Below are 20,016 nucleotides of genomic sequence, written 5' to 3'. Positions count from 1 at the left end.
CCTAGGTCGTGACACAGTGGTCTCGTGCAGATCTCGCCGACCGCCGCACGCCCCGCGCCAGATTCTGACGTCCTGATCATCGGCGGAGGTCAGGCCGCACTGTCCGCGGCATACTTCCTGCACCGCTTCGGCCTCGGCGAGCGGTACCAGATGCTCGACCACGCCCCCGGTCCCGGCGGTGCGTGGCAGTTCCGTTGGCCCACCCTGACTCTCGCGACCGCGAACCGGGTACACGACCTGCCCGGCTGGGGTCTCGTCGAGGCGCTCGGACTCGACTGCGACCAGTTGCCCGCCGCGACCGCCGTCCCCGACTACTTCGGCCGGTATGAGGAGAAGTTCGGGTTGACCGTGCATCGGCCGGTGCACGTTCGCGCCGTCCGACGAGAAGGCGACGGTTTCCGCGCCGAGTTGGGTGACGGCAGTTCGGTCACGTCGAGGTTGATCATCAACGCCACCGGGACCTGGGACCGGCCGTTCATCCCGCACATCCCGGGAGCCGCGGACTTCCGCGGGCGGCAGCTGCACACCCATGACTACACCTCCCCCGCCGAGTTCGCAGGCAAGCGGGTCCTGGTGGTGGGTGCCGGCATCTCGGCGATCCAGCTGCTCATCGAGATCGCCCGGGAGGCGCCCGGAAGCCAGACCTTCTGGTGCTCACGACGGGAGCCGGTGTTCAGCACCGGACCCTTCACGCCTGAACGGGGACGCGAGGCCGTCGCGCGGGTGGAGCGACGAGTGCGTGCCGGGCTCCCGCCCACGTCGGTGGTGTCGGTGACCGGGCTGGCGCTCACGCCGGCGATCGCGGCGGCCCAGCGCGACGGCATCCTCGCCTGGCGGCCGATGTTCACCCGGATCACCGAGACAGGGGTGTGCTGGGACTGCGGCTCAGCGAACCGGACCGGCGACGGTTCGGGTGGTGGGTCCGATCACCTCGACGTCGACGTCATCTTCTGGAACACCGGATTCCGCAGCGCTCTCGACCATCTCGCACCGTTGCGTCTCCGCGCGCCGGGCGGCGGCATCACGATGACCGGCAGGCTCGCGACCGTCGTCGACGCCGACCCGCGCATCCAGTTGCTCGGTTACGGACCGTCCGCCTCGACGATCGGTGCCAACCGTGCCGGGCGGGAAGCGGCGCGGGTTGCCGGTGACCTCCTCGGACGGTCTCCCCGCGGCCAATCGGCCCGCGAATAGTTGTCAGCACTTGACATGTTGTTGTGTTTTCACAACACTAAGTCATGTGAGTCCAATACGACGTGGGGAAAAGCTCCCCATCTACAACCGCATCGGCGTGCTTCGCGCCGAACGGCGGATGTCGAGGGCCGAGCTCGCCGAGCTCGTCGGCATCAACGTCCAATCGGTGGGCGCACTGGAACGCGGCGACAACTACCCCAGCCTCGACCTGGCCTTCCGCATCTGCGGCGTCTTCGACCTTCCCGTCGAAGCCGTGTTCAGCCGGACCGAGTTCGGGGCGATGTCGTCGGCGCTCTACCGCCGCGACCTGCCGCCGGCTCCACAGGATCCGCATCTCGCCCACACCGACGACACCGGAGGTGAACGATGACCGACCCCTACTCGGCCATCCCCGAGGAGGCCACACCCGCGCTCTGGCGACGCTATGAACAATGGCGAGGCCAGCGGCATCAGGAATTCAACGACAAGAACTCCCACCGTCTGACCTCGTGGCGCACCCGGCGCACGTTCCGTCGGCTGGTTCTCGCGCAGGTGTTCTTCGCGACAGTGCTGCTCATCAGTGCGATCATCGCGTTCTTCACGTCCGGGTGGTTCCTCTTCCCGTTCATGATCGGCCTGTTGGGGATCATCACGACGCTCTACCTGCTCCGCATCGTCACGGGCTCGATAGCCGACACACCGGTGACCGCACTCGACGAGATCCAGGTGGCGCAACGGAACTCGGCCCGCTCGATCGGCTTCACCGTGCTGTACTGCCTGATGTTCATCCCATACGCGGTGCTGATCGTCCTCAGTTTCCGCGACCAGGTACCCGGACAGGCCGTCTACGGCTCGGCGGTACTGCTCATCACCCTCGTCCTGGCCGCCATCTGCGTGCCGACCATGCTGACCGCCTGGTGGATGGCCGATCCCGATCCCGAGGACCTCGAAGCACTGTCATCCGAACCGAAAACCATCCCCAGTGAGGAGGGTGCGCCATGACCGCACCACTGATCGTCGACGGGCTCCACAAACGCTACGGAGACCTCGTCGCATTGCAGGACATGACCTTTCATGTGGAGCCAGGTGAGATCTTCGGCTTCGTCGGCAGCAACGGCGCCGGCAAGTCCACGACGATGCGCATCATCCTCGGCGTGCTCGGCGCCGACTCCGGCGAGGTGCGACTCGGCGACCGCCGCATCGACCTCGACCTCCGCCGTCGCATCGGGTACATGCCCGAGGAGCGCGGCCTGTACCCGAAGATGAAAGTCGGTGAACAACTCACGTTCCTGGCCCGTCTGCACGGCATGTCCGCCGCCGAGGCCGAGGACTCGGTACGGCGCTGGACCGACCGACTGGGTGTCGGCGCGCGCTACGACGACAACGTCGCCGATCTCAGCCTCGGCAACCAGCAACGCGTTCAGCTCGCCGCCGCCCTGGTCCATGATCCCACCGTCCTCGTCCTCGACGAGCCGTTCTCCGGCCTGGACCCGGTCGCCGTGGACGTGATGAGCGACGTACTGAAAGAGAAGGCAGCCGAGGGCATCCCGGTCATCTTCTCGTCGCATCAGCTCGACCTGGTGCAGCGGCTCTGCAACCGCGTCGGCATCATCGCCAGAGGTCAGATGCGCGCCCTGGGCACCGTCGACGACCTACGCGCCCGAGACGGGGTCAGCCTCGAGGTCACCGGGCCACGAGCCGACATCGCCTGGGCCGACGGCCTTCCGGGCGTGCGGAAGGTGGAGTACGGCGAGACGACTCGCCTACTCATCGATCCTTCCACCGCCGACGATCAGCTCATCCTCTCCACTGCACTGCAACACGGTCCCGTCCACCGCTTCGCGACCTCGACCCCGTCCCTGACCGACTTGTTCCGAGAGGTGGTTTCCGCATGACCACGCTACGCGACACCCCGCCGAAGCCCACCACAGGCGATACCAGAGCCACTGCGGCACAGGCCATCCGCCTCGTCGCCGGCCGCGAGATCACCACGCGCGCCAAGACCAAGTCCTTCGTGGTGAGCACCGCGCTGCTGATGGTCGTGATCATCGCCGGTGCCATCATCATCAACCTGTTCTCCGGCGGCGACGACACCGAGAAAGTCGCCGTCGTCGGTCAGCCGTCCGCGGTGACCGAGTCCATCGTGTCCGTCGGCGAGGCGTCGGGGACCACCATCGCCACCGAACCCGCCGACAGCGTCGAGCAGGCACGGGACCGCGTGAACAGCGGCGATGTGTCAGCGGCGCTCGTACCCGGGGATGCGCCCGGGTCGTACTTCATCATCACCAAGGACAGCCTCGAGCCCGCACTCGAGGGGCCCATCAGAACCGCGGTGTCACAGGCGAATCTGGCGGCGGCACTGTCCGAGCGCGGCGTCGACGCCGCCACCCTCCCCACCGTCGACATCAGTGTGTCCCAGACCGAACCGGACAATCCCGATGAGGGGCAGCGTCTGCTCATCGCCATGGTCGGCGTGGTGCTGCTGGTCACGGCGATCATGATGGGCGGCACGATGGTCGCCGTCGGCGTCGTCGAGGAGAAGACCTCGCGTGTGGTGGAGCTGCTGCTCGCCACGATCAAACCGCTGCATCTGCTGTGGGGCAAGATCATCGGCATCGGCGTCGTCGCCCTGGGCCAGGTGGTACTGCTCGGCGCGACCGCCCTGATCGCGGGTACCGCGACCGGCATCCTCACCCTGCCAGGTGCCGCCCTCGGGATGTTCGCGGCGGTGATCGCGTGGTTCCTCCTCGGGTTCCTGTTCTTCTCCTCGCTCTACGCGGCGACCGGGGCCATCGTGTCCCGGCAGGAAGAGCTGAACTCGTCGTCGGCTCCATTGACGTTCCTGGCGGTTGCGGTGCTGTACTCGGGCATCTTCGGTGTCCAGGCGATGGATTCGACCCTGATCGAGGTGCTCAGCTGGATACCACCGTTCAGCGCGGCCCTCATGCCGATGCGCATCGCGACCGGCGACACCGACGCCGTGCAGATCATCGTGACGTTCGGTCTGATGGGAGCGGCCTGCGCCGCGGCCACCTGGGTCGCGGCCCGGATCTACCAGCGATCCATCCTGCGCACCGGTTCGCGCATCGGGTGGGGTGAGGTTCTCAAGCTCGCCCGCTGACCCCCACCCGGGATTTCGTAGCGATAGTGCGCACATAGCGCGCACTATCGCTACGAATCGCTGTGCGGGAGACTATATCTGGCCGAAACGCCGGAGCGCTTCCTCACGTTCGTCCTTGTGGTCGACGATGGGATCGGGATAGTCGTCGGCGTCGATGTCGCCCACCCACCGTCGGACGTACTCGCCCTGTGGGTCGAACTTCTTGGCCTGCGCTTCGGGGTTGAACACCCGGAAGTACGGGGCCGCATCGGTTCCCGTGCCCGCGGCCCACTGCCAGCCGTGATTGTTCGACGCCATGTCGCCATCGATGAGTTGGTCGAGGAACCACTCCGCTCCCCACCACCACGGCAGGTGCAGATCCTTGACCAGGAACGACGCCGTGACCATGCGCACCCGATTGTGCATGTACCCGGTCTCGGCCAACTGCCGCATCCCGGCGTCGACGAGCGGGTAACCCGTCCGGCCCGCCTTCCACGCGTCGAACCGCTCGTACGCCTTCTTGTCGGTGTCGAGGTCGATGTCGTCGAACTGCCGATTCCAGTTGTGCCACAGGCTGTGTGGCCAGTGATAGAGCACATCGGCGTAGAAGTCGCGGAATGCGAGCTCGCGGAGGAACGCCTGCGCACCCTCGCCGCTGCCCAGATCGGCGGCCAGGGTACGAGGATGGATGTTGCCGTACTTGAGATACGCCGACATCCGGCTGGTGCGCTCGCCCGCCGGATCGTTGCGCCCGGACGCGTAGTCCGCCAGCCCGTCGTCGACGAACTCGGCCCACTTGTCCCTGGCGGCATCCTCACCAGCCGGGATGGACAGTGTCGTCGGGGCGGCCGGGATGTCGATGCGACCGGACTTCGCGAGGTCGGCCGGGTCGAGAGCCGATGCAGCTGCGCCGGCCGAATCCGCGGGCTTGCGCCACCCGTGGTCGCGCCAGCGCTTGTAGTAGGGCGTGAAGACCTTGTAGGGCTCACCGTCGTCCTTGGTGACCCTGCCGGGCGAGACGAGGTAGGGCGAACCGGTGGCCTCGAGTGGGATGTCACCGAGCTCGTCGGCCACCGCCTCGTCACGACGACGTCCGTACGGCGCGAAATCCTGCGAGATGTGCACCCGCTCGGCGTCGACGGCACGCGACAACCGCGGGATCTCCACCTCGGGCCGGCCGCGCACGACGAGCAGCTTGCCGTCGAGCTTGTCGTTCAGCTCACGCAGTGAATCGAACAGAAACGCGAGTCGACGCTCCCCGGAGGACTTCTCGAGTCTGGGGTCCAGCACAAAACACACGAGGACCGACGAATCGGTCCCCGAGGCGGCCGCGGCGAGCGGCGGGAGGTCACTCAGGCGCAGATCGCGCCTGAGCCAGACCAGTGAAGTCGCGGACGTCAGCCCACTCCGAGCAGATCGATGACGAACACGAGGGTCCGTCCCGACAGGCGGTGCCCGGCACCGGCCGAGCCGTAGGCGAGCTCCGGCGGGACGGTCAGCTGGCGACGTCCGCCGACCTTCATCCCGGGGATGCCCTCCTGCCAGCCGGGGATCAGCCGGTCGAGCGGGAAGTTGGCCGACTGGCCGCGGTCCCACGAGGAATCGAACTCTTCGCCCGTCTCGTAGTCGACGCCCACGTAGTGGACGTCGACGATGCCACCGCGTGCGGCCTCGGCACCGTCGCCGACGATGATGTCGGCGATGGTGAGCTCGGCCGGCGGGGGGCCCGCCTGGAACTCGACTTGTGGCTTCTCGGTGCTGGTCACTGGACTCTCCTTTGAGTCGGGTGTTCGGCGGTCAGTCGTGTCCGGAGGACGATCGTCCCGTGGGACCCGAGCGCTAGCGATCGCCCATCTGGATGTAGTCGCGCTCGGTGTAGCCGGTGTAGAGCTGACGCGGACGGCCGATCTTGGTGGTCGGGTCCTCGTGCATCTCACGCCAGTGCGCGATCCACCCCGGCAGGCGACCCAGCGCGAACAGCACGGTGAACATGCGCGTCGGGAAGCCCATGGCACGGTAGATCACACCGGTGTAGAAGTCGACGTTCGGGTACAGGCGACGCTCGATGAAGTAGTCGTCGTTGAGTGCGACCTCTTCGAGACCCTTCGCGATGTCGAGCAGATCATCCTGCACGCCAAGGGATTCCAGGATCGTGTCGGCGGTCTTCTTGACGATCGCGGCACGCGGGTCGTAGTTCTTGTAAACGCGGTGACCGAAGCCCATCAGCTTGACGCCGGCTTCCTTGTTCTTCACGCGCTTCATGAAGTCCTTGGTGTCGCCGCCGTCGGCCTTGATGGCATCGAGCATCTCGAGCACCGCCTGGTTGGCGCCACCGTGCAGCGGACCCCAGAGTGCGTTGATGCCGCCGGAGATCGAGGTGAACAGGTTGGCCTGCGACGAGCCGACGAGGCGGACCGTGGAGGTCGAACAGTTCTGCTCGTGGTCGGCATGCAGGATGAACAGCATGTCGAGCGCCTTGGCTACCTCGGGGTTCACCTCGTAGGGCTCCGCGGGGAAGCCGAAGGTCATGCGCAGGAAGTTCTCGACAAGGCTCAGCGAGTTGTCGGGGTACAGGAACGGCTGGCCCGCCGACTTCTTGTACGCGTAGGCCGCGATGGTCGGCAGCTTCGCCAGGAGACGGATGGTCGACAGTTCGACCTGCTCGTCGTCCTTGGGATCGAGCGAGTCCTGGTAGTACGCCGACAGGGCGTTGACCGCACTCGACAGCACCGGCATCGGATGTGCGTTACGCGGGAAGCCGTCGAAGAAGCGCTTGAGATCCTCGTGCAGCAGGGTGTGCCGCTGGATCTTGGTGGTGAAGTCCTCCAGCTGCGACGGGGTCGGGAGCTCGCCGTAGATGAGCAGGTAGCTCACCTCGATGAAGGTCGACTTCTCCGCCAGCTGGTCGATCGGGATACCGCGGTATCGCAGGATGCCCGCGTCACCGTCGATGTAGGTGATGGCCGACTTCGTCGACGCGGTGTTCACGAAGCCACCATCGAAGGTGGTCAGGTTGGTCTCGGCGAGGAATTTGCCGAGTGCGACCGAGTCAGTGCCCTCGGTGGCCTTCAGGATCGGGAGCTCCAGCTGTCCACCGGGGTAGGTGAAGGTCGCTGAGGCCGTGTCGGACGCCTGGTCGGCTGGGACTGTTTCAGCAGACACACGAACCCCTTATTCAGATCAGAGATTTTTACAGTGTCCGGGTAGGACACACAGGTAACAACCTAGTCGCTTCGCAGCTCGCCCGCCCACGGAGGGTCGGCGCCGGGGCGGGACACCGTCACGGCAGCCACGTGAGCTGCGAATTGAGCCGCTTTCCGCCAATCGTCGACGCCCAGCGAGCGTAGCGCTCCGGGGGTCAGCCGACCGTGCCGATCGAGGTGGTGGACGAGCCCTCCGAGGACGCTGTCGCCGGCGCCGATGGTGTCGACGACATCGACCGCCGGAGCGGGCACGCTGACCTCGTCAGCGGCGGTGCGGACAGTGATCCCCGATGATCCGGCGGTGGTCACGACCGCTGCCACACCATCGGCCAGCCACTCGTTCGCGGTGCTGCCCGCAGGCCCATCGGCCAGCCACGAGGCGTCCTCATCCGACAGCTTGACCAGGTCGACATGGGACATCCATCGGCGGAATCGCCGACGATAACCGTCGGGATCGTCGATGACCGCGGGCCGGATGTTCGGGTCCAGCACGACGACTCGCCCTTCGGCACGTGCACGCCGCATCAGGTTCTCGTACACCGATGACCCTGGTTCCAGGACCAGCGACAGCGTTCCGAAGGTCATCGCCGAGACGGTCGGCGGCAGGGCGCCGGGGTCGGTGACCGCACGGTCGGCCGTGCCCTCGACGTAGAAGGAGTAGCGCGCGGAACCGTCGTCGGCGATGGTCGCGACCGCGAGCGAGGTCGGTTCCGCGCGGCGCTGGACCCACGTGGTCCCCACACCGGCGGACCGCAATGCGTCGACGATGGCATCGCCGTAGGTGTCGGTGGACACCGCGGACAGCAGTGAGACCGCACTTCCCAAGCGTCCCAGGGTGATCGCCACGTTGAAGGGTCCGCCGCCGAGTGCCGGTTGCAGGGGCGCCAACCCACCTGATGTCGAATCCCGGGGATCTCGCCGCTGCTGCACGACATCGACGAGCGCCTCACCGCAGACGACGATCTCTCTCACTGTCTCTCCTCGCGCCGCGCCGTGACCACCTACGGACATGCTCGCCACGAGTCTGCCATCGCAGTGCGCCCGTTTTCTCCGATCGACCTCTCCCCCATCGCCCTCTCCTCCTTCGACACGATGAGCTCCACCGGACGGCGGGGGTAGATTCGGTGCATGCACGAGCTGCCGGCAGGCCCGGATGCGGTGGCCCTCGACTTCTCGGCCGAGGCGTCCCCCTCCACCGCGGTCCTGGCCGCGGCGGCCGCGTTGCGGGAAGCCCGCGACCGCGGGGAACTCCCCGACGTCACCGACCTGATTCCGAGCGCCCACACGCTTCTGGTGCAGGCGCGTCCCGGCCGCGGACTGGACGAATTGGGCATTCGACGCGCGTTGCGGCGGGGCCACACCGACCCGGAAGCCGACGCCGGCATTCTCGACGAGATCGTCATACCCGTCATCTACGACGGCGACGACGTGGCCGATGTCGCCACAGCACTGCGGATCACGCCCGAGGAGGTCGTCGACCTGCACCGCCGCACCCGCTGGCGGGTCCAGTTCATGGGTTTCGCACCGGGTTTCGGTTATCTGGTGGCCGATGACACGTCGCCGCACCCCTTCGACGGCGTCGGGCGCCGGCCCGAACCACGATCGCGGGTCCCGGCGGGCGCGGTGGCCATCGCCGCGGGATACAGCGCCGTCTATCCGAAGCAGAGCCCCGGTGGGTGGCATCTTCTGGGCCACACCGAGATTCAGCTGTGGGACGAGGCCGCCGACCCGCCGGCACTGTTCGCCGCCGGCCGGATCGTCCGTTTCGTCGACGCCGGGCCCGCCGGCGGAGACGGGGCCGGAGACAACGGATGAACGCGTTGGTCGTACTGTCGCCGGGCCCGCTGGCGACGCTGCAGGATCTCGGACGCCACGGCTACGCGCACCTCGGCGTACCCGCCTCGGGCGCGGCCGACCGCGGAGCCCTCGCGCTGGCCAACCGCCTTGTGGGCAACGGGGAGTCGGCGGCGGTGATCGAGACGACGATGGGCGGTCTGCGGGTCGATGCGGTCGGCGATCTCCTGGTGGCGGTGACCGGCGCGCAGACGACGGTGCGCCGCAACGGCGTGCCGGCGGGGCTTGCGGCCGCCGTGGTCCTGCGGTCGGGCGACGAACTCCTGTTGGACACTCCGATTCGGGGGTTGCGCAATTACGTCGCGGTCCGCGGTGGCATCGACGTCGCCCCCGTGCTCGGCTCCCGAGCCACGGACACCCTGTCCGGACTGGGACCCGACGTGCTGTCCGCGGGTTGCGTGCTGCCGATCGGTCGTGACGCCGGCGGCTGGCCCCCGGCGTCGTCGGCACCGCCGGACACAACGCATCCGTCGGTGACCGTGCTGGAGTGCCACCCCGGGCCCCGCGCAGATCATCTCCGGTCACCGTCGGATCTGCATGTGGGCACGTGGGTGGTCGGCGCGGACAGCAATCGCGTCGGAGTCCGGGTCGATCGGGCCGCCGATTCGGGCCACCCCGTGCTCGCCCATCGCGACGAGGTGCCGGAGCTGCGTTCGGAGGGCATCGCCCACGGGTCCGTGCAGGTGCCGCCGAGCGGGCGCCCGGTCGTCTTCCTGGCCGATCATCCGGTGACCGGCGGGTATCCGGTGGTGGCGGTCCTCACGGTGGGGGCGGTGGATCTGGCGGCGCAACTCGTACCCGGATCGGAGATCCGTTTCAGGCGTCACTGATCGGAGATCCGTTTCAGGCGGCACTGATCGGAGATCCGTTTCAGGCGTCACTGATCGTGGGTTTGGGGGGTCACCGACACCGGCCCCGAAGCACTCCCACGTTTGGGATTCGCCTGCTGAGGGAACGCGATCGACGTCCCGATAGGAGGTACCGAACGTGAGTGAACCGTCTGTGAACGACTTGTCGACCGTGCAGCTCGTCGAGCGTCTCCAGAGTCAGACGACGACCCTGGTGAAAACCGAACTGCAACATGCGGTGGCCGAGATGAAGGGAAAGGGCACCCGGATCGGCGTGGGTGCGGGGATTTCCGGTGCCGGCACGTTGCTGGTGCTGTTCGGGCTCGGCACCCTCGTCGCCGCTGCGGTGTTGGGGTTGGCGAACGCGGTCCCGGCGTGGCTGGCGGCGGTGATTGTCGGCGTCGTGTTGCTGGTCATCGGCGGTGCGTCGGCTGCGATCGGCGCCAAACGGGCTAAGTCGGCCATCCCGCCGGCCCCTGAGCACACCGTGGAGAGCGTCCAGCGTGACGTCGCGACCGTGAAGGAGCACCTGTAGATGAGTGAGACACAACCGGAGAAGACCCCGGCTGACGATCCGCCGCCCATCGAACAGCAACGCCAGGAACTCGCCGAGACGGTGGATGCGCTGGCGGCCAAGTTGGACGTGCCGGCGCGCGTCAGCGAGGCGGCGTCCGAGACCGCGCACACCGCGAAGGTCAAGGCGCAGGAGAACCGCACCGTTGTCATCGGCGCTGCGGTGGCGGCCGTACTGGCCGTCGGCGCGATCGTCATCGTGCGTCGTCGTCGCGCCTGACCCTGTTTCATCGACCCGTTACCGAGCAGAGGAGCTCCTATGAGTGCTGTGTCCAAGGCGATGTACAAGCCCATGTCTCTCGCGACGAGTGTTCTCGGCGGTATCGCCGCGGGTGCCGTCTTCGGTCAGATCTGGAAACGGATCTCCGACGACGAGTCGGCGCCCGATCCCAAGGATCTCGAGCGCAGCAACACCGAGGTGCTGGTCGCCGCCGCGCTGCAGGGACTCGTTTTCGGCCTCGTGCGTGCGGCCGTCGATCGTGCGGGTGCGCGTGGCTACAAGGCGGTGACGCACGAGAGTCCCGAGTGACACGCGGTTGACATCACCGTGAGACGAACCTAGGGTTCCGTCTCATGACCGAGGTTATGGACGATGTGCAGGGAACCTGTCCCGTTCACGCCGAGGATGGCGCACCCGCCGGTGCCGCCTGCCCTGCCGGCGCGGAGTACTCCGAAGACGGGTACGAGACCGGCAGCGCGGGCGTCAAGGCGGCTCACGAGTACGAGCCGCTCGGGCCCGACTCGCTGACCTGGCAGGTATGGGGCACCTGGACCGGCATGTTCCAAGGGCTGTGGGCCGGGTCCATCCAGAACATGCACCCCAAACTGGGCGCGGCGGTGTGGGACCACTCGGACTTTTTCGGCGAGCGCTGGGAGCGTCTCATGCGCTCCCTCTACCCCATCAGCGGCGTCGTCTTCGACTCGATCGTCCCCGGCACTCAGACGGGCCTGGAGGTGCGGGACTACCACCGGACCGTCAAGGGCACCATGGAGGACGGATCTCGGTACCACGCACTGGATCCCGACGTGTTCTATTGGGCGCACGCCACGTTCTGGTACGGCAACGTCCGCCTCTGCGAGCGCTTCGGACCGTTCCTGAGCGAAGACCAGAAGCGTCAGCTCTTCGAGGAGTCCAAGGCCTGGTACGCACAGTACGGCGTATCGATGCATCCGGTACCGGAGACCTACGAGGACTTTCTCGACTACTGGGATTACATGTGTCGCAACGTTCTTCGCGACCACGTCTCGGTGCGCACGGTCCTCGACATCACGCAGCTCCCACCGCCGCCGTTCCTCTCGTTCATCCCGAAGTGGTTGTGGGACCGGTACCTCGTGCCCCAGAACCAGAAGCTCTTCATGTGGCTGACCACCGGCTTCTACGACGAGCCGGTCCGCGAGATCCTCGGCCTGTCGTGGACCGACAGAGACGAGCGTCGGTTCCGGATGGTGGGCAAGGTCGTCAACGTGGTGATGCACAAGCTGCTGCCCAAACGCGTTCTGCGGCACCCCCGACCGCGCGACGCGTTCGATCGACTGTCCGGGAGGGTCGCCGTCGACGCACCGATCGTGCACACCCCCGCGCGCAACCTGCCGCCGCAGGATCAGCGCGACAATCCGATGCACTACTGCCCGGTGACCGCGGCGCGGCGAGCGACCTATCCCGGGACACTCACCTCGGACCGAGGCTGAGGCGTCGACGACCTGTCGGGAAGTGTCAAGGGCGGTCGGTCACTCACTGTTGGCCCATTCCGCGTCCCATCGCCTGCCGGACGCGGTCTGCGTCCCGGGTCGCGTATGGATTCGACCGTCCCGCACGGGAACCGGCAAGCTTGGCGCCGATGTGTTCGCCGACGGTGATGGGTGAGTACCGGCTCCCCGCGCCGACGCACGACGGCAGGGTGGTGATCGTGGCGTCGATGTTGCCGTCGTGGAAGTAGGCGGCCGAACGGCGTCGTTGGACCGTGCCGTCGACGATGGGCGGTTTGACGCGATGCAGCGTCGACATCCACCGTTCGTTGGTCCACCGGGCCATCAGGTCTCCCAGGTTGACCAGCAGCGCGCCCTCGGCCGGGCTGACGTCGTGCCACTCTCCCCGACGGTCGAGAACCTGCAGCCCGTCGACCTGATCGGCCCACAACACGGTGACGATCCCGTAGTCGGTGTGCTCGCCCATGCCGGTCAGTTCGCCGGCCGGGGTGATCTCCCCCGGCGCCAGCGCGTAGTTGTTCATGCGGAGCACGTCGAGCGAGTGGTCGGTGAATCCCTCGAAGAAGTCCGCGGGCAGATCGAGGGCGTCGGCGAAGATCCTCGTGAGCGTGTGCGCAACGCGCCGCGCTTCCCCGAAGTACGCCGACACCGCGGCCCGGAAATGTTCGACGGCAGGCCATGTGTTGGCGGCGTACTGGTCGGCGGGCAGGCTGAGATGGGGGTACTCGGCGGCTTCGACGCCGACGTTGAAGGCCTCGAAGAAATCGTTCATCCGCGCGGCAGGCTCGACGCCCAGCGAGAGAGACAGCGACTCCGATTTCGGCGGCGCATATCCGCGGTTGATCTCCGGCGGGGTGCGATATGACTTCTTCAGTTCGAGGGGAAGGGCGAAGAAGTCGTCCATCACCGCGGTGAACTCGTCGATCACTGCGGCCGGGATTCCGTGTCCGACGATTTGGATGAAGCCGACAGATGCGGCCGCGTCGTCGATCTGCGCCGCGACGACCGCGCGATCGGCGGCGTCGCCGTTGCGGGTGTACGGCGTGATGTCGATGATCGGCACGTCGAAACCGGTGGCGGCGGTCATGTCGTCCATGGTGGCACCGATCCGTCGGGCGCGCTGACCGCGAGGCCCGGCGTCAGGTTCGCTGACCAGCGCGGTAGTGCACGAACGCCGGGATCATCAGCGCGGCGACGATCGTCGCGATCACCACGGCGACACCGCCGTATGCCGTGGCCGCAGCGACGCCGATGGATGCGGCGGCGGTGCCGTGTGCGACGTCGGCGATCCGCGGACCGCCGGCGACGACCACGATGAACACGCCCTGCAGCCGTCCACGGACCTCGTCGTTGGCGGCGGCGAGCAGGATCGTCTGCCGGAACGCTGCCGACGCCATGTCCGCCGCACCGCCGATCATCAGCAGCACGACCGCGACGATCAGCATCGGCATCGCTGTCCCGTCGGCGAAGGACACCGCGATTCCGGTGCCGGTGATCGCCACACCCCAGATGATCACGCACACGATGACCGCGAGACCCTGCCGCTCCACCCGGGTCACCCAGCCCGAGAAGATGCCGCCGATCACCGCGCCCGCCGAGATGGCGGTGAACAACAGCGCGAACGCCAGACCGCCGCCCTCGGGACCGCCGAAGTTCTCGTGCGCCATCTGCGGGAAGAGCGCGCGCGGCATACCGAACACCATGGCGATGAGGTCGACGAGGAACGAGGCCAGCAGGATCTTGTGTCCGGCGAGATAGCGCAGACCGTCGAGAACCGACCGCAGGCCCGCCACCTTCGGCGCGGCGTCGCTCTCCGGGCGCAGCGACGGCAGCATGATCACCGCGATCAGCGTCGGTAGCAGGAACAACGTGTCCACGAAGTAGAGCAGCGAGTACCCGAGCACCGGGATCAGGGCGCCGCCCACGAGGGGGCCCGCGATCGCGCCCGCCTGCATGACCGTCATGTTCAGCGACAGCGCCGCGGGCAGGTCCTTGGCGTCGAGCAGTCGAGGCAACACCGCGGTGCGCGTCGGCTGGTTGATCGCGAAGAAGGCCTGCTGTAAAGCGAAGAGCACCAGGATGATCCACACGTTCTGGCCGCCCATGACGGCCTGGACCCAGAACAGCGCACTGCACCCGATCAGTCCGGTGGTGGTGACGATCAGCAATGTCCGGCGGTCGACGACATCTGCCAGCGCCCCGCCCCACAACCCGAACACCACCAGCGGAACCAGTCCGAACACGCCCGTCAGACCGACGTAGGCCGAACTCCCGGTGACCTCGTAGATCTGCGCGGGCACCGCGACAACGGTGAGTTGCGCACCGATGACGGTGACGATGTTCGCCAGCCACAGCCGTCGAAAATAGAGATTGCGCAACGGCGTCGTGTCGGCGAGGAAGCGGGCCATTTCCACGATGCTATGACCGTCGGCGAACCGGCCGCGATTCAGGCCGATGAGCACCGACGCTTTTGTCCGTTGTGTACCGATTCTCGTGTCGCGGCACCTCGAGGCACTGTACGAGGTGGCGCCTGTGGACAGCGATGGCGGTCCGCTCGGCCCTTTCGGCTATCGTCTCCCTCGCTCGGGCGGGTCCGCTCCGGGTCGGGGTTCGAGAGGGAGTCGCACATGGGTATTCAACGCTGGGTTCTGATCATGACGACGGTTGCGGCAGTCGTTCTCGGCGTGGCGTTTCCGGGGACCGCGGAGGCCAGTCCGCGCTTTCCCACCGCCGGTGACCGGATCACCGTGCAGGTCGCCTCGGATCAGCGGAGCACTTACAGCTACTGGTGGATCGACGGTCACAACGCGATGGCACCGCGCACATCCGGCGTGGGCATGTCCCTGCGCGACTACAACCCCAGGACCCGGCTGTGGTCGACGACGACCACCTTCGTCTCGCACAAGAAACGGCAGCAGACCGCGGCGAACATCACGTCGTGGGGCGGCTACGCACGGTGCACGATCTGGGTCAACGGCGTCCGAGTCCGACACCACGTGTACCGCGCGCCGATCTTCGCCCAGGCGCAGTGCGGTGTCACCACGCTCGAGGCGAACCGTATAGACCACCGCTGACGGGCCCCGCCCACGACCGGCTCAGGGCTGCAGGCGTTCCGCGTGCCATGTGTGGTCCACCTGGGTCAGCCGGACGCGGTTGTGCAGTCGGTTGGCCCGGCCCTGCCAGAACTCGACCTCGACAGGCGTGATCCGGTAGCCGCCCCAGGTGGGCGGGACGGGCACCTCCGCACCGCCGTCGAACCCGCCGAGCTGCTCGGCCAGGCCGGCCGCCTTCTGTTCGAGTTCGACCCGGCTCCCGATCGGCCGTGACTGCTCCGACGCCGCGGCCGACAACTGCGATCCCCGCGGCCGCAGCTCCCAATATGCCTGCGTCTCTGCAGCACTGACCGGCTCGACCGGCCCGCGGAAGTGGACCTGGCGCTCCAGGGCGATCCACGGGAACGTCACCGACGCATAGGGATTCGCGGCAAGGTGACGACCCTTGTCGGAGTCGTAACCGGTGAAGAACACCACCCCGTTCGCATCCACGCCCTTGCACAGCACGGTGCGTGTCGACGGCCGTCCCTCGGCATCGGCGGTGCCGAGCACCATCGCGTTCGGTTCGGCGATCCGGGCGTCGAGCGCCTCGCGAAGCCACACGTGAAAGAGATCGAGCCACGGCGGATCACCACGCAACCAGCTCGGATCGAGGTTCTCGCGGATTCCGTCGGCACCCGCGGCACGGTCACCCTCACCGATGTTGGGCGGGATTCCGCCGCCGTAACCGACGCGCATGTTCGGCAGATCGATGGGGTCGCGAGACTCGTCCAACACGTTCCCGACGCTACTCCGGACGACCTCGTTACTCCTGGGTACACGCGGGGCGTCGGGCTGATCTACAGTTCGTCCTGGATCGTATGCATGCGTATGCACGACACGGATGTCGAATGAGGTGGTTGTCATGGCCAACACAGTTCCCGAGGACTTCGTCACCGGACTCGAAGGCGTGGTGGCGTTCACCACCGACATCGCCGAGCCGGACAAGAACGGCGGCAACCTGCGCTACCGCGGCGTCGACATCGAGGATCTCGTCGAGAACAAGGTGACCTTCGCCGACGTGTGGGCGTTGCTCGTCGACGGCAGGTTCGGCGACGGACTACCGCCCGCCGAACCGTTCCCGCTCCCGATCCACACCGGCGATGTGCGCGTCGACGTGCAGGCCGCACTCGCCATGCTGGCCCCGATCTGGGGTTACCAGCCGCTCCTGGACATCGACGACGAGACCGCCCGCGACAACCTCGCCCGCGCGTCGGTGATGGCGCTGTCCTACGTCGCGCAATCCGCGCGCGGCATCCATCAACCGGCCGTCCCGCAGCACGTGATCGACGAATGCGACACCGTGACCGCGCGTTTCATGACGCGCTGGAAAGGCGACCCCGACCCGCGGCACATCGCCGCCATCGACGCCTACTGGGTGAGCGCCGCCGAGCACGGCATGAACGCCTCGACCTTCACCGCCCGCGTCATCGCCTCGACGGGCGCCGACGTCGCGGCTTCGCTCTCGGGTGCCATCGGCGCGATGTCGGGACCACTGCACGGCGGCGCACCCGCCCGCGTCCTGCCGATGATCGAGGAGGTCGAGAACACCGGGGACGCACGCGCTCTCGTCAAGGGCATCCTCGACCGCAAGGAGAAGCTGATGGGCTTCGGGCACCGCGTGTACCGCGCGGAGGACCCCCGCGCCCGCGTGCTGCGCCGCACCGCCCAGGAACTCGGCATCCCGCGCTTCGAGATCGCCGCCGCACTCGAGCAGGCCGCCCTCACCGAACTCCGCGAACGACGCCCCGACCGTGCCATCGAGACCAACGTCGAGTTCTGGGCCGCGGTCATCCTCGACTTCGCCGAGGTGCCGACGCACATGATGCCGGCCATGTTCACCTGCGGCCGCACCGCCGGCTGGTGCGCGCACATCCTGGAGCAGAAGCGTCTCGGCAAGCTCGTCCGCCCGGCGGCCATCTACACCGGACCGAGCCCCCGTCGTCCCGAGGATGTCGAAGGCTGGGGCGACGTCGTGAAGCCGGGCCTGTAGGTCCGCTCGGACCGGCGAGACATCCAGTCCGACTCATCCACAGACGCGCTGGTTCCAGCGGAGAAGCGCTGGCTGTAAGTAGCGCAGATCTGGTCGAACCAGCGCTTCTGCGGGATTCACCGGCTGTGGACAGCGTCCCCGCGAATCCACAGCGTCGCAGCACCACCCGTGATCACATCGCGGCAGCGTCACCATGAGCGCATGGCCGACAACCACGTGCTCCGACGATCGACCCTCGCAACACTTCTCGGCGAGGACGAGATCCGGCTGCGCCAGGAACGCGGTGCACTGCGGAGCGTGTGGCGCGGCGCCCTCCATCTCGGACCGATACCCGACGACGAGCTCGAACGCTATCGCCTCAGAATCCGCGGCGCCGCGACCGTCGGTGGGTCCGGGCGCGTGGTCAGCCACGAGTCCGCGGCCGCCCTCCACGGAATCCCGCTTCTCAGACCGGACACGACAACAGTCCACTTCACCACTCCCAACACCGGGCGCTCCGGCGGGAGCGTCCATCTCCACCGCGGCAATCTGCCACCGGAGCACGTCACCGAGATCGGGGACGTTCGCGTCACGACGCCGGCCCGCACGGTTGCCGACGTCGCCCGTCTCGGAACGTTCGAGCAAGCAGTCTGCTGCCTCGACAGCGGCCTCCGGTCCGGCATCACGCACGCCGAGATCGACGCCGTCGTGGCGTCGAGCACCAAGTTGAAGGGCGTTCGACACCTGCGGCAGGCCTTCGCGGTGGCGGACGGCCGCTCCGAGAGCGTGGGTGAATCCCTGAGTCGCGCAACGATGATCGCCGCTGGACTCCCACTCCCTGACCTGCAGGTGACGATCGTCGACTCCGCCGGCCGCTTCATCGCCCGCGGCGACTTCGGCTGGGCGGACAAGGTGATCGGCGAGTTCGACGGCAAGGTCAAATACTCGGGGCAGTTCGGCGCGTCGGCGTCGGAGACGGTGTTCGACGAGAAACGACGCGAAGACGCGATCCGACGGACCGGACGCATCGTCGTGCGTTGGACCTGGCAGGACCTTCTGGAACCGCGGCACTTCCGGAGCCTCATCCAGGCCGCCCTCCACGACGCGGGACTCGTCTGAACCGCAGACCCCGCACAGGAGCGCCACTTCCTCCACAGAAGCGCTACTTGCAACCAGCGCTTCTGCGGTGGAACTAGCGCTTCTGCGAGGAGGTCGTCCGAGGTCCACACCCACACCTCCGGCAGACCCGGCGTCAGCGCCAACCAGGGACCGAAACCCGGGTGTCGGGGGCCACTCCCTAGAATTGCGGGCATGAGCGAAGCTGCCACCGCACCGATCACCCTGCCCGCCGACCTGCTGCCGTCGGACGGCCGCTTCGGTTGCGGGCCGTCGAAGGTACGCCCCGAGCAGTTGCAGTCCCTCGTCGACACGGGCGCGTCGGTGTTCGGCACCAGCCATCGCCAGGCCCCGGTGAAGAACGTCGTGGGCTCGATCCGCGAGGGTCTGTCGAGTCTGTTCTCGCTGCCCGAGGGTTACGAGGTCGTCATCTCCAACGGCGGGACCACCGCGTTCTGGGATGCGGCCGCGTTCGGTCTGATCAAGCAGCGTTCGCTGCACCTCACGTACGGCGAGTTCTCGTCGAAGTTCGCGACCGTCGCGAAGAAGGCCCCGTTCCTCGATTCGCCCGCGGTCATCTCGACCGATCCGGGCACCGCACCCGACCCGTCGGCCCTGACCACCGACGACTTCGGTGGCGTCGACCTCATCGGCTGGGCACACAACGAGACCTCCACGGGCGTGGCCGTTCCCGTCGTCCGCCCGGCAGGCTCGGATGACGCGCTGATCGCCATCGACGCCACCTCCGGCGCAGGCGGCCTGCCCGTCGACATCAACGACGCCGACATCTACTACTTCGCGCCGCAGAAGTGCTTCGCCGCCGACGGCGGGCTGTGGGTCGCACTGATGAGCCCCCGCGCGCTGGCACGCATCGCCGAGATCGCCGAGACCGATCGGTGGTGCCCGGAGTTCCTGTCGCTGCCGACCGCCGTCGACAACAGCAGCAAGAACCAGACCTACAACACCCCCGCGGTCGGGTCGCTGCTGCTGTTCGCCAACCAGATCGAGTGGATGAACAACAACGGCGGCCTGGACTGGTGCGTCTCGCGCACCGCCGATTCCAGTGCGCGCCTGTACGAGTGGGCCGAGGCCAGCGAGTTCGCGACGCCGTTCGTCACCGATCCCGCCCACCGAAGCCAGGTCGTGGGCACCATCGACTTCAACGACGAGGTGGACGCAGCAGCGGTCGCCAAGACCCTGCGCGCCAACGGCGTCGTCGACACCGAGCCGTACCGCAAGCTGGGCCGTAATCAGCTGCGCGTGGGCATGTTCCCGGCCATCGAGCCCGAGGACGTCACCAAGCTCACCCAGTGCATCGACCACATCGTCGAGCGCCTCTGATCCCCCTCCGCGAGGTGACTTCCCGGCGCGCCGGCGT

At 67.4% G+C, this 20,016-nt stretch carries 22 protein-coding genes; 15 read left to right on the top strand and 7 right to left on the bottom strand.

What is annotated here, in order from left to right:
• Nucleotides 1-24 precede the first annotated feature (24 nt).
• The 5 genes from ACSUZC_RS06140 to ACSUZC_RS06120 are packed head-to-tail and all read left to right on the top strand — an operon-like array spanning nt 25 to nt 4,294.
• Nucleotides 25-1,194, top strand: a complete 1,170-nt coding sequence (locus ACSUZC_RS06140) for an NAD(P)-binding domain-containing protein (RefSeq protein ID WP_439031987.1) — start codon at nt 25-27, stop codon at nt 1,192-1,194.
• 46 nt (nt 1,195-1,240) lie between these two features.
• On the top strand, nt 1,241-1,564 hold the full coding sequence (locus tag ACSUZC_RS06135; protein ID WP_439031986.1) for a helix-turn-helix transcriptional regulator: 324 nt from the start codon (nt 1,241-1,243) through the stop codon (nt 1,562-1,564).
• Nucleotides 1,561-2,175: a hypothetical protein gene (locus ACSUZC_RS06130; protein WP_439031985.1), complete on the top strand. Its 615-nt coding sequence runs from the start codon at nt 1,561-1,563 to the stop codon at nt 2,173-2,175. Before ACSUZC_RS06135 ends, ACSUZC_RS06130 begins: the two co-directional genes overlap by 4 nt.
• Nucleotides 2,172-3,068: an ABC transporter ATP-binding protein gene (locus ACSUZC_RS06125; RefSeq protein WP_439031984.1), complete on the top strand. Its 897-nt coding sequence runs from the start codon at nt 2,172-2,174 to the stop codon at nt 3,066-3,068. Before ACSUZC_RS06130 ends, ACSUZC_RS06125 begins: the two co-directional genes overlap by 4 nt.
• Nucleotides 3,065-4,294, top strand: coding sequence for an ABC transporter permease (locus ACSUZC_RS06120; RefSeq protein WP_439031983.1), 1,230 nt, complete (start codon nt 3,065-3,067; stop codon nt 4,292-4,294). The genes ACSUZC_RS06125 and ACSUZC_RS06120 overlap by 4 nt, the downstream gene beginning before the upstream one ends.
• A gap of 72 nt (nt 4,295-4,366) precedes the next feature.
• Here the strand turns inward: ACSUZC_RS06120 and ACSUZC_RS06115 are convergent, their stop codons facing one another.
• The 4 genes from ACSUZC_RS06115 to ACSUZC_RS06100 form a co-directional block, all read right to left on the bottom strand.
• Entirely contained in the window at nt 4,367-5,656 is a 1,290-nt protein-coding gene (locus tag ACSUZC_RS06115; protein WP_439033008.1) for a cryptochrome/photolyase family protein, read from the bottom strand.
• 14 nt (nt 5,657-5,670) lie between these two features.
• Entirely contained in the window at nt 5,671-6,039 is a 369-nt protein-coding gene (locus tag ACSUZC_RS06110) for an FKBP-type peptidyl-prolyl cis-trans isomerase (RefSeq protein WP_238421163.1), read from the bottom strand.
• Nucleotides 6,040-6,112: 73 nt separating this feature from the next.
• Nucleotides 6,113-7,435: a citrate synthase gene (locus ACSUZC_RS06105; RefSeq protein WP_439031982.1), complete on the bottom strand. Its 1,323-nt coding sequence runs from the start codon at nt 7,433-7,435 to the stop codon at nt 6,113-6,115.
• Nucleotides 7,436-7,497: 62 nt separating this feature from the next.
• Nucleotides 7,498-8,448: a carbohydrate kinase family protein gene (locus ACSUZC_RS06100; RefSeq protein ID WP_439031981.1), complete on the bottom strand. Its 951-nt coding sequence runs from the start codon at nt 8,446-8,448 to the stop codon at nt 7,498-7,500.
• A 156-nt stretch (nt 8,449-8,604) separates the two neighbouring features.
• Here ACSUZC_RS06100 and ACSUZC_RS06095 point away from each other — a divergent pair, with 156 nt between their 5' ends.
• The 6 genes from ACSUZC_RS06095 to ACSUZC_RS06070 all read left to right on the top strand — a co-directional run bounded on the left by ACSUZC_RS06095 (nt 8,605) and on the right by ACSUZC_RS06070 (nt 12,440).
• Complete coding sequence (locus tag ACSUZC_RS06095; RefSeq protein WP_439031980.1) at nt 8,605-9,291, top strand: 5-oxoprolinase subunit B family protein; 687 nt, start codon at nt 8,605-8,607, stop codon at nt 9,289-9,291.
• The gene (locus ACSUZC_RS06090; RefSeq protein ID WP_439031979.1) at nt 9,288-10,160 is read left to right on the top strand and encodes a biotin-dependent carboxyltransferase family protein; all 873 of its coding nucleotides are present in this window, start codon (nt 9,288-9,290) and stop codon (nt 10,158-10,160) included. Before ACSUZC_RS06095 ends, ACSUZC_RS06090 begins: the two co-directional genes overlap by 4 nt.
• Nucleotides 10,161-10,317: 157 nt before the next feature.
• On the top strand, nt 10,318-10,713 hold the full coding sequence (locus ACSUZC_RS06085; protein ID WP_439031978.1) for a phage holin family protein: 396 nt from the start codon (nt 10,318-10,320) through the stop codon (nt 10,711-10,713).
• Nucleotides 10,714-10,971, top strand: coding sequence for a DUF3618 domain-containing protein (locus ACSUZC_RS06080; RefSeq protein ID WP_439031977.1), 258 nt, complete (start codon nt 10,714-10,716; stop codon nt 10,969-10,971). It begins immediately after the preceding gene.
• Nucleotides 10,972-11,010: 39 nt separating this feature from the next.
• Nucleotides 11,011-11,280 carry a DUF4235 domain-containing protein gene (locus ACSUZC_RS06075; RefSeq protein ID WP_439031976.1) on the top strand — a complete coding sequence of 90 codons (270 nt, stop codon included), beginning with the start codon at nt 11,011-11,013 and terminating at the stop codon, nt 11,278-11,280.
• Nucleotides 11,281-11,324: 44 nt separating this feature from the next.
• A complete protein-coding gene (locus ACSUZC_RS06070) occupies nt 11,325-12,440 on the top strand; it encodes an oxygenase MpaB family protein (RefSeq protein ID WP_439031975.1) in 1,116 nt (371 codons plus the stop codon).
• A gap of 43 nt (nt 12,441-12,483) precedes the next feature.
• On the opposite strand, the gene ACSUZC_RS06065 is transcribed toward ACSUZC_RS06070, so the two are convergent.
• On the bottom strand, nt 12,484-13,554 hold the full coding sequence (locus ACSUZC_RS06065; protein WP_439031974.1) for an isopenicillin N synthase family dioxygenase: 1,071 nt from the start codon (nt 13,552-13,554) through the stop codon (nt 12,484-12,486).
• Between the two features lie 43 nt (nt 13,555-13,597).
• Nucleotides 13,598-14,866, bottom strand: coding sequence for an MFS transporter (locus tag ACSUZC_RS06060; RefSeq protein WP_439031973.1), 1,269 nt, complete (start codon nt 14,864-14,866; stop codon nt 13,598-13,600).
• A 219-nt stretch (nt 14,867-15,085) separates the two neighbouring features.
• On the opposite strand from ACSUZC_RS06060, the gene ACSUZC_RS06055 reads away from it, so the two are divergent.
• Nucleotides 15,086-15,532: a hypothetical protein gene (locus tag ACSUZC_RS06055; protein WP_439031972.1), complete on the top strand. Its 447-nt coding sequence runs from the start codon at nt 15,086-15,088 to the stop codon at nt 15,530-15,532.
• Nucleotides 15,533-15,553: 21 nt separating this feature from the next.
• Here ACSUZC_RS06055 and pdxH read toward each other — a convergent pair whose 3' ends face one another.
• Nucleotides 15,554-16,249 (bottom strand): pyridoxamine 5'-phosphate oxidase, encoded by a 696-nt coding sequence (gene pdxH, locus ACSUZC_RS06050; RefSeq protein ID WP_439033007.1) that lies wholly within the window; start codon nt 16,247-16,249, stop codon nt 15,554-15,556.
• A gap of 166 nt (nt 16,250-16,415) precedes the next feature.
• On the opposite strand from pdxH, the gene ACSUZC_RS06045 reads away from it, so the two are divergent.
• The 3 genes from ACSUZC_RS06045 (at nt 16,416) to serC (ending at nt 19,979) form a co-directional block, all read left to right on the top strand.
• Complete coding sequence (locus tag ACSUZC_RS06045) at nt 16,416-17,543, top strand: citrate synthase 2 (protein ID WP_439031971.1); 1,128 nt, start codon at nt 16,416-16,418, stop codon at nt 17,541-17,543.
• 201 nt (nt 17,544-17,744) lie between these two features.
• The gene (locus ACSUZC_RS06040; protein WP_439031970.1) at nt 17,745-18,641 is read left to right on the top strand and encodes a type IV toxin-antitoxin system AbiEi family antitoxin domain-containing protein; all 897 of its coding nucleotides are present in this window, start codon (nt 17,745-17,747) and stop codon (nt 18,639-18,641) included.
• Nucleotides 18,642-18,833: 192 nt separating this feature from the next.
• Entirely contained in the window at nt 18,834-19,979 is a 1,146-nt protein-coding gene (gene serC, locus ACSUZC_RS06035) for a phosphoserine transaminase (protein ID WP_439031969.1), read from the top strand.
• The last annotated feature ends 37 nt before the right edge of the window (nt 19,980-20,016 follow it).

The organism is Gordonia terrae, assembly GCF_051789125.1.
Classification (GTDB): domain Bacteria; phylum Actinomycetota; class Actinomycetes; order Mycobacteriales; family Mycobacteriaceae; genus Gordonia; species Gordonia terrae_A.
This window is presented reverse-complemented; position numbering and strand designations above follow the sequence as displayed.

Bases quoted from the DNA above. Each gene is read 5' to 3' on its own strand.
- ACSUZC_RS06130 (WP_439031985.1), top strand. From the start codon at position 1,561: ATGACCGACCCCTACTCGGCCATCCCCGAGGAGGCCACACCCGCGCTC.
- ACSUZC_RS06125 (WP_439031984.1), top strand. From the start codon at position 2,172: ATGACCGCACCACTGATCGTCGACGGGCTCCACAAACGCTACGGAGAC.
- ACSUZC_RS06120 (WP_439031983.1), top strand. From the start codon at position 3,065: ATGACCACGCTACGCGACACCCCGCCGAAGCCCACCACAGGCGATACC.
- ACSUZC_RS06095 (WP_439031980.1), top strand. From the start codon at position 8,605: ATGCACGAGCTGCCGGCAGGCCCGGATGCGGTGGCCCTCGACTTCTCG.
- ACSUZC_RS06090 (WP_439031979.1), top strand. From the start codon at position 9,288: ATGAACGCGTTGGTCGTACTGTCGCCGGGCCCGCTGGCGACGCTGCAG.
- ACSUZC_RS06080 (WP_439031977.1), top strand. From the start codon at position 10,714: ATGAGTGAGACACAACCGGAGAAGACCCCGGCTGACGATCCGCCGCCC.
- ACSUZC_RS06075 (WP_439031976.1), top strand. From the start codon at position 11,011: ATGAGTGCTGTGTCCAAGGCGATGTACAAGCCCATGTCTCTCGCGACG.
- ACSUZC_RS06070 (WP_439031975.1), top strand. From the start codon at position 11,325: ATGACCGAGGTTATGGACGATGTGCAGGGAACCTGTCCCGTTCACGCC.
- ACSUZC_RS06065 (WP_439031974.1), bottom strand. From the start codon at position 13,554: ATGGACGACATGACCGCCGCCACCGGTTTCGACGTGCCGATCATCGAC.
- ACSUZC_RS06060 (WP_439031973.1), bottom strand. From the start codon at position 14,866: ATGGCCCGCTTCCTCGCCGACACGACGCCGTTGCGCAATCTCTATTTT.
- ACSUZC_RS06055 (WP_439031972.1), top strand. From the start codon at position 15,086: ATGGGTATTCAACGCTGGGTTCTGATCATGACGACGGTTGCGGCAGTC.
- pdxH (WP_439033007.1), bottom strand. From the start codon at position 16,249: ATGCGCGTCGGTTACGGCGGCGGAATCCCGCCCAACATCGGTGAGGGT.
- ACSUZC_RS06045 (WP_439031971.1), top strand. From the start codon at position 16,416: ATGGCCAACACAGTTCCCGAGGACTTCGTCACCGGACTCGAAGGCGTG.
- ACSUZC_RS06040 (WP_439031970.1), top strand. From the start codon at position 17,745: ATGGCCGACAACCACGTGCTCCGACGATCGACCCTCGCAACACTTCTC.
- serC (WP_439031969.1), top strand. From the start codon at position 18,834: ATGAGCGAAGCTGCCACCGCACCGATCACCCTGCCCGCCGACCTGCTG.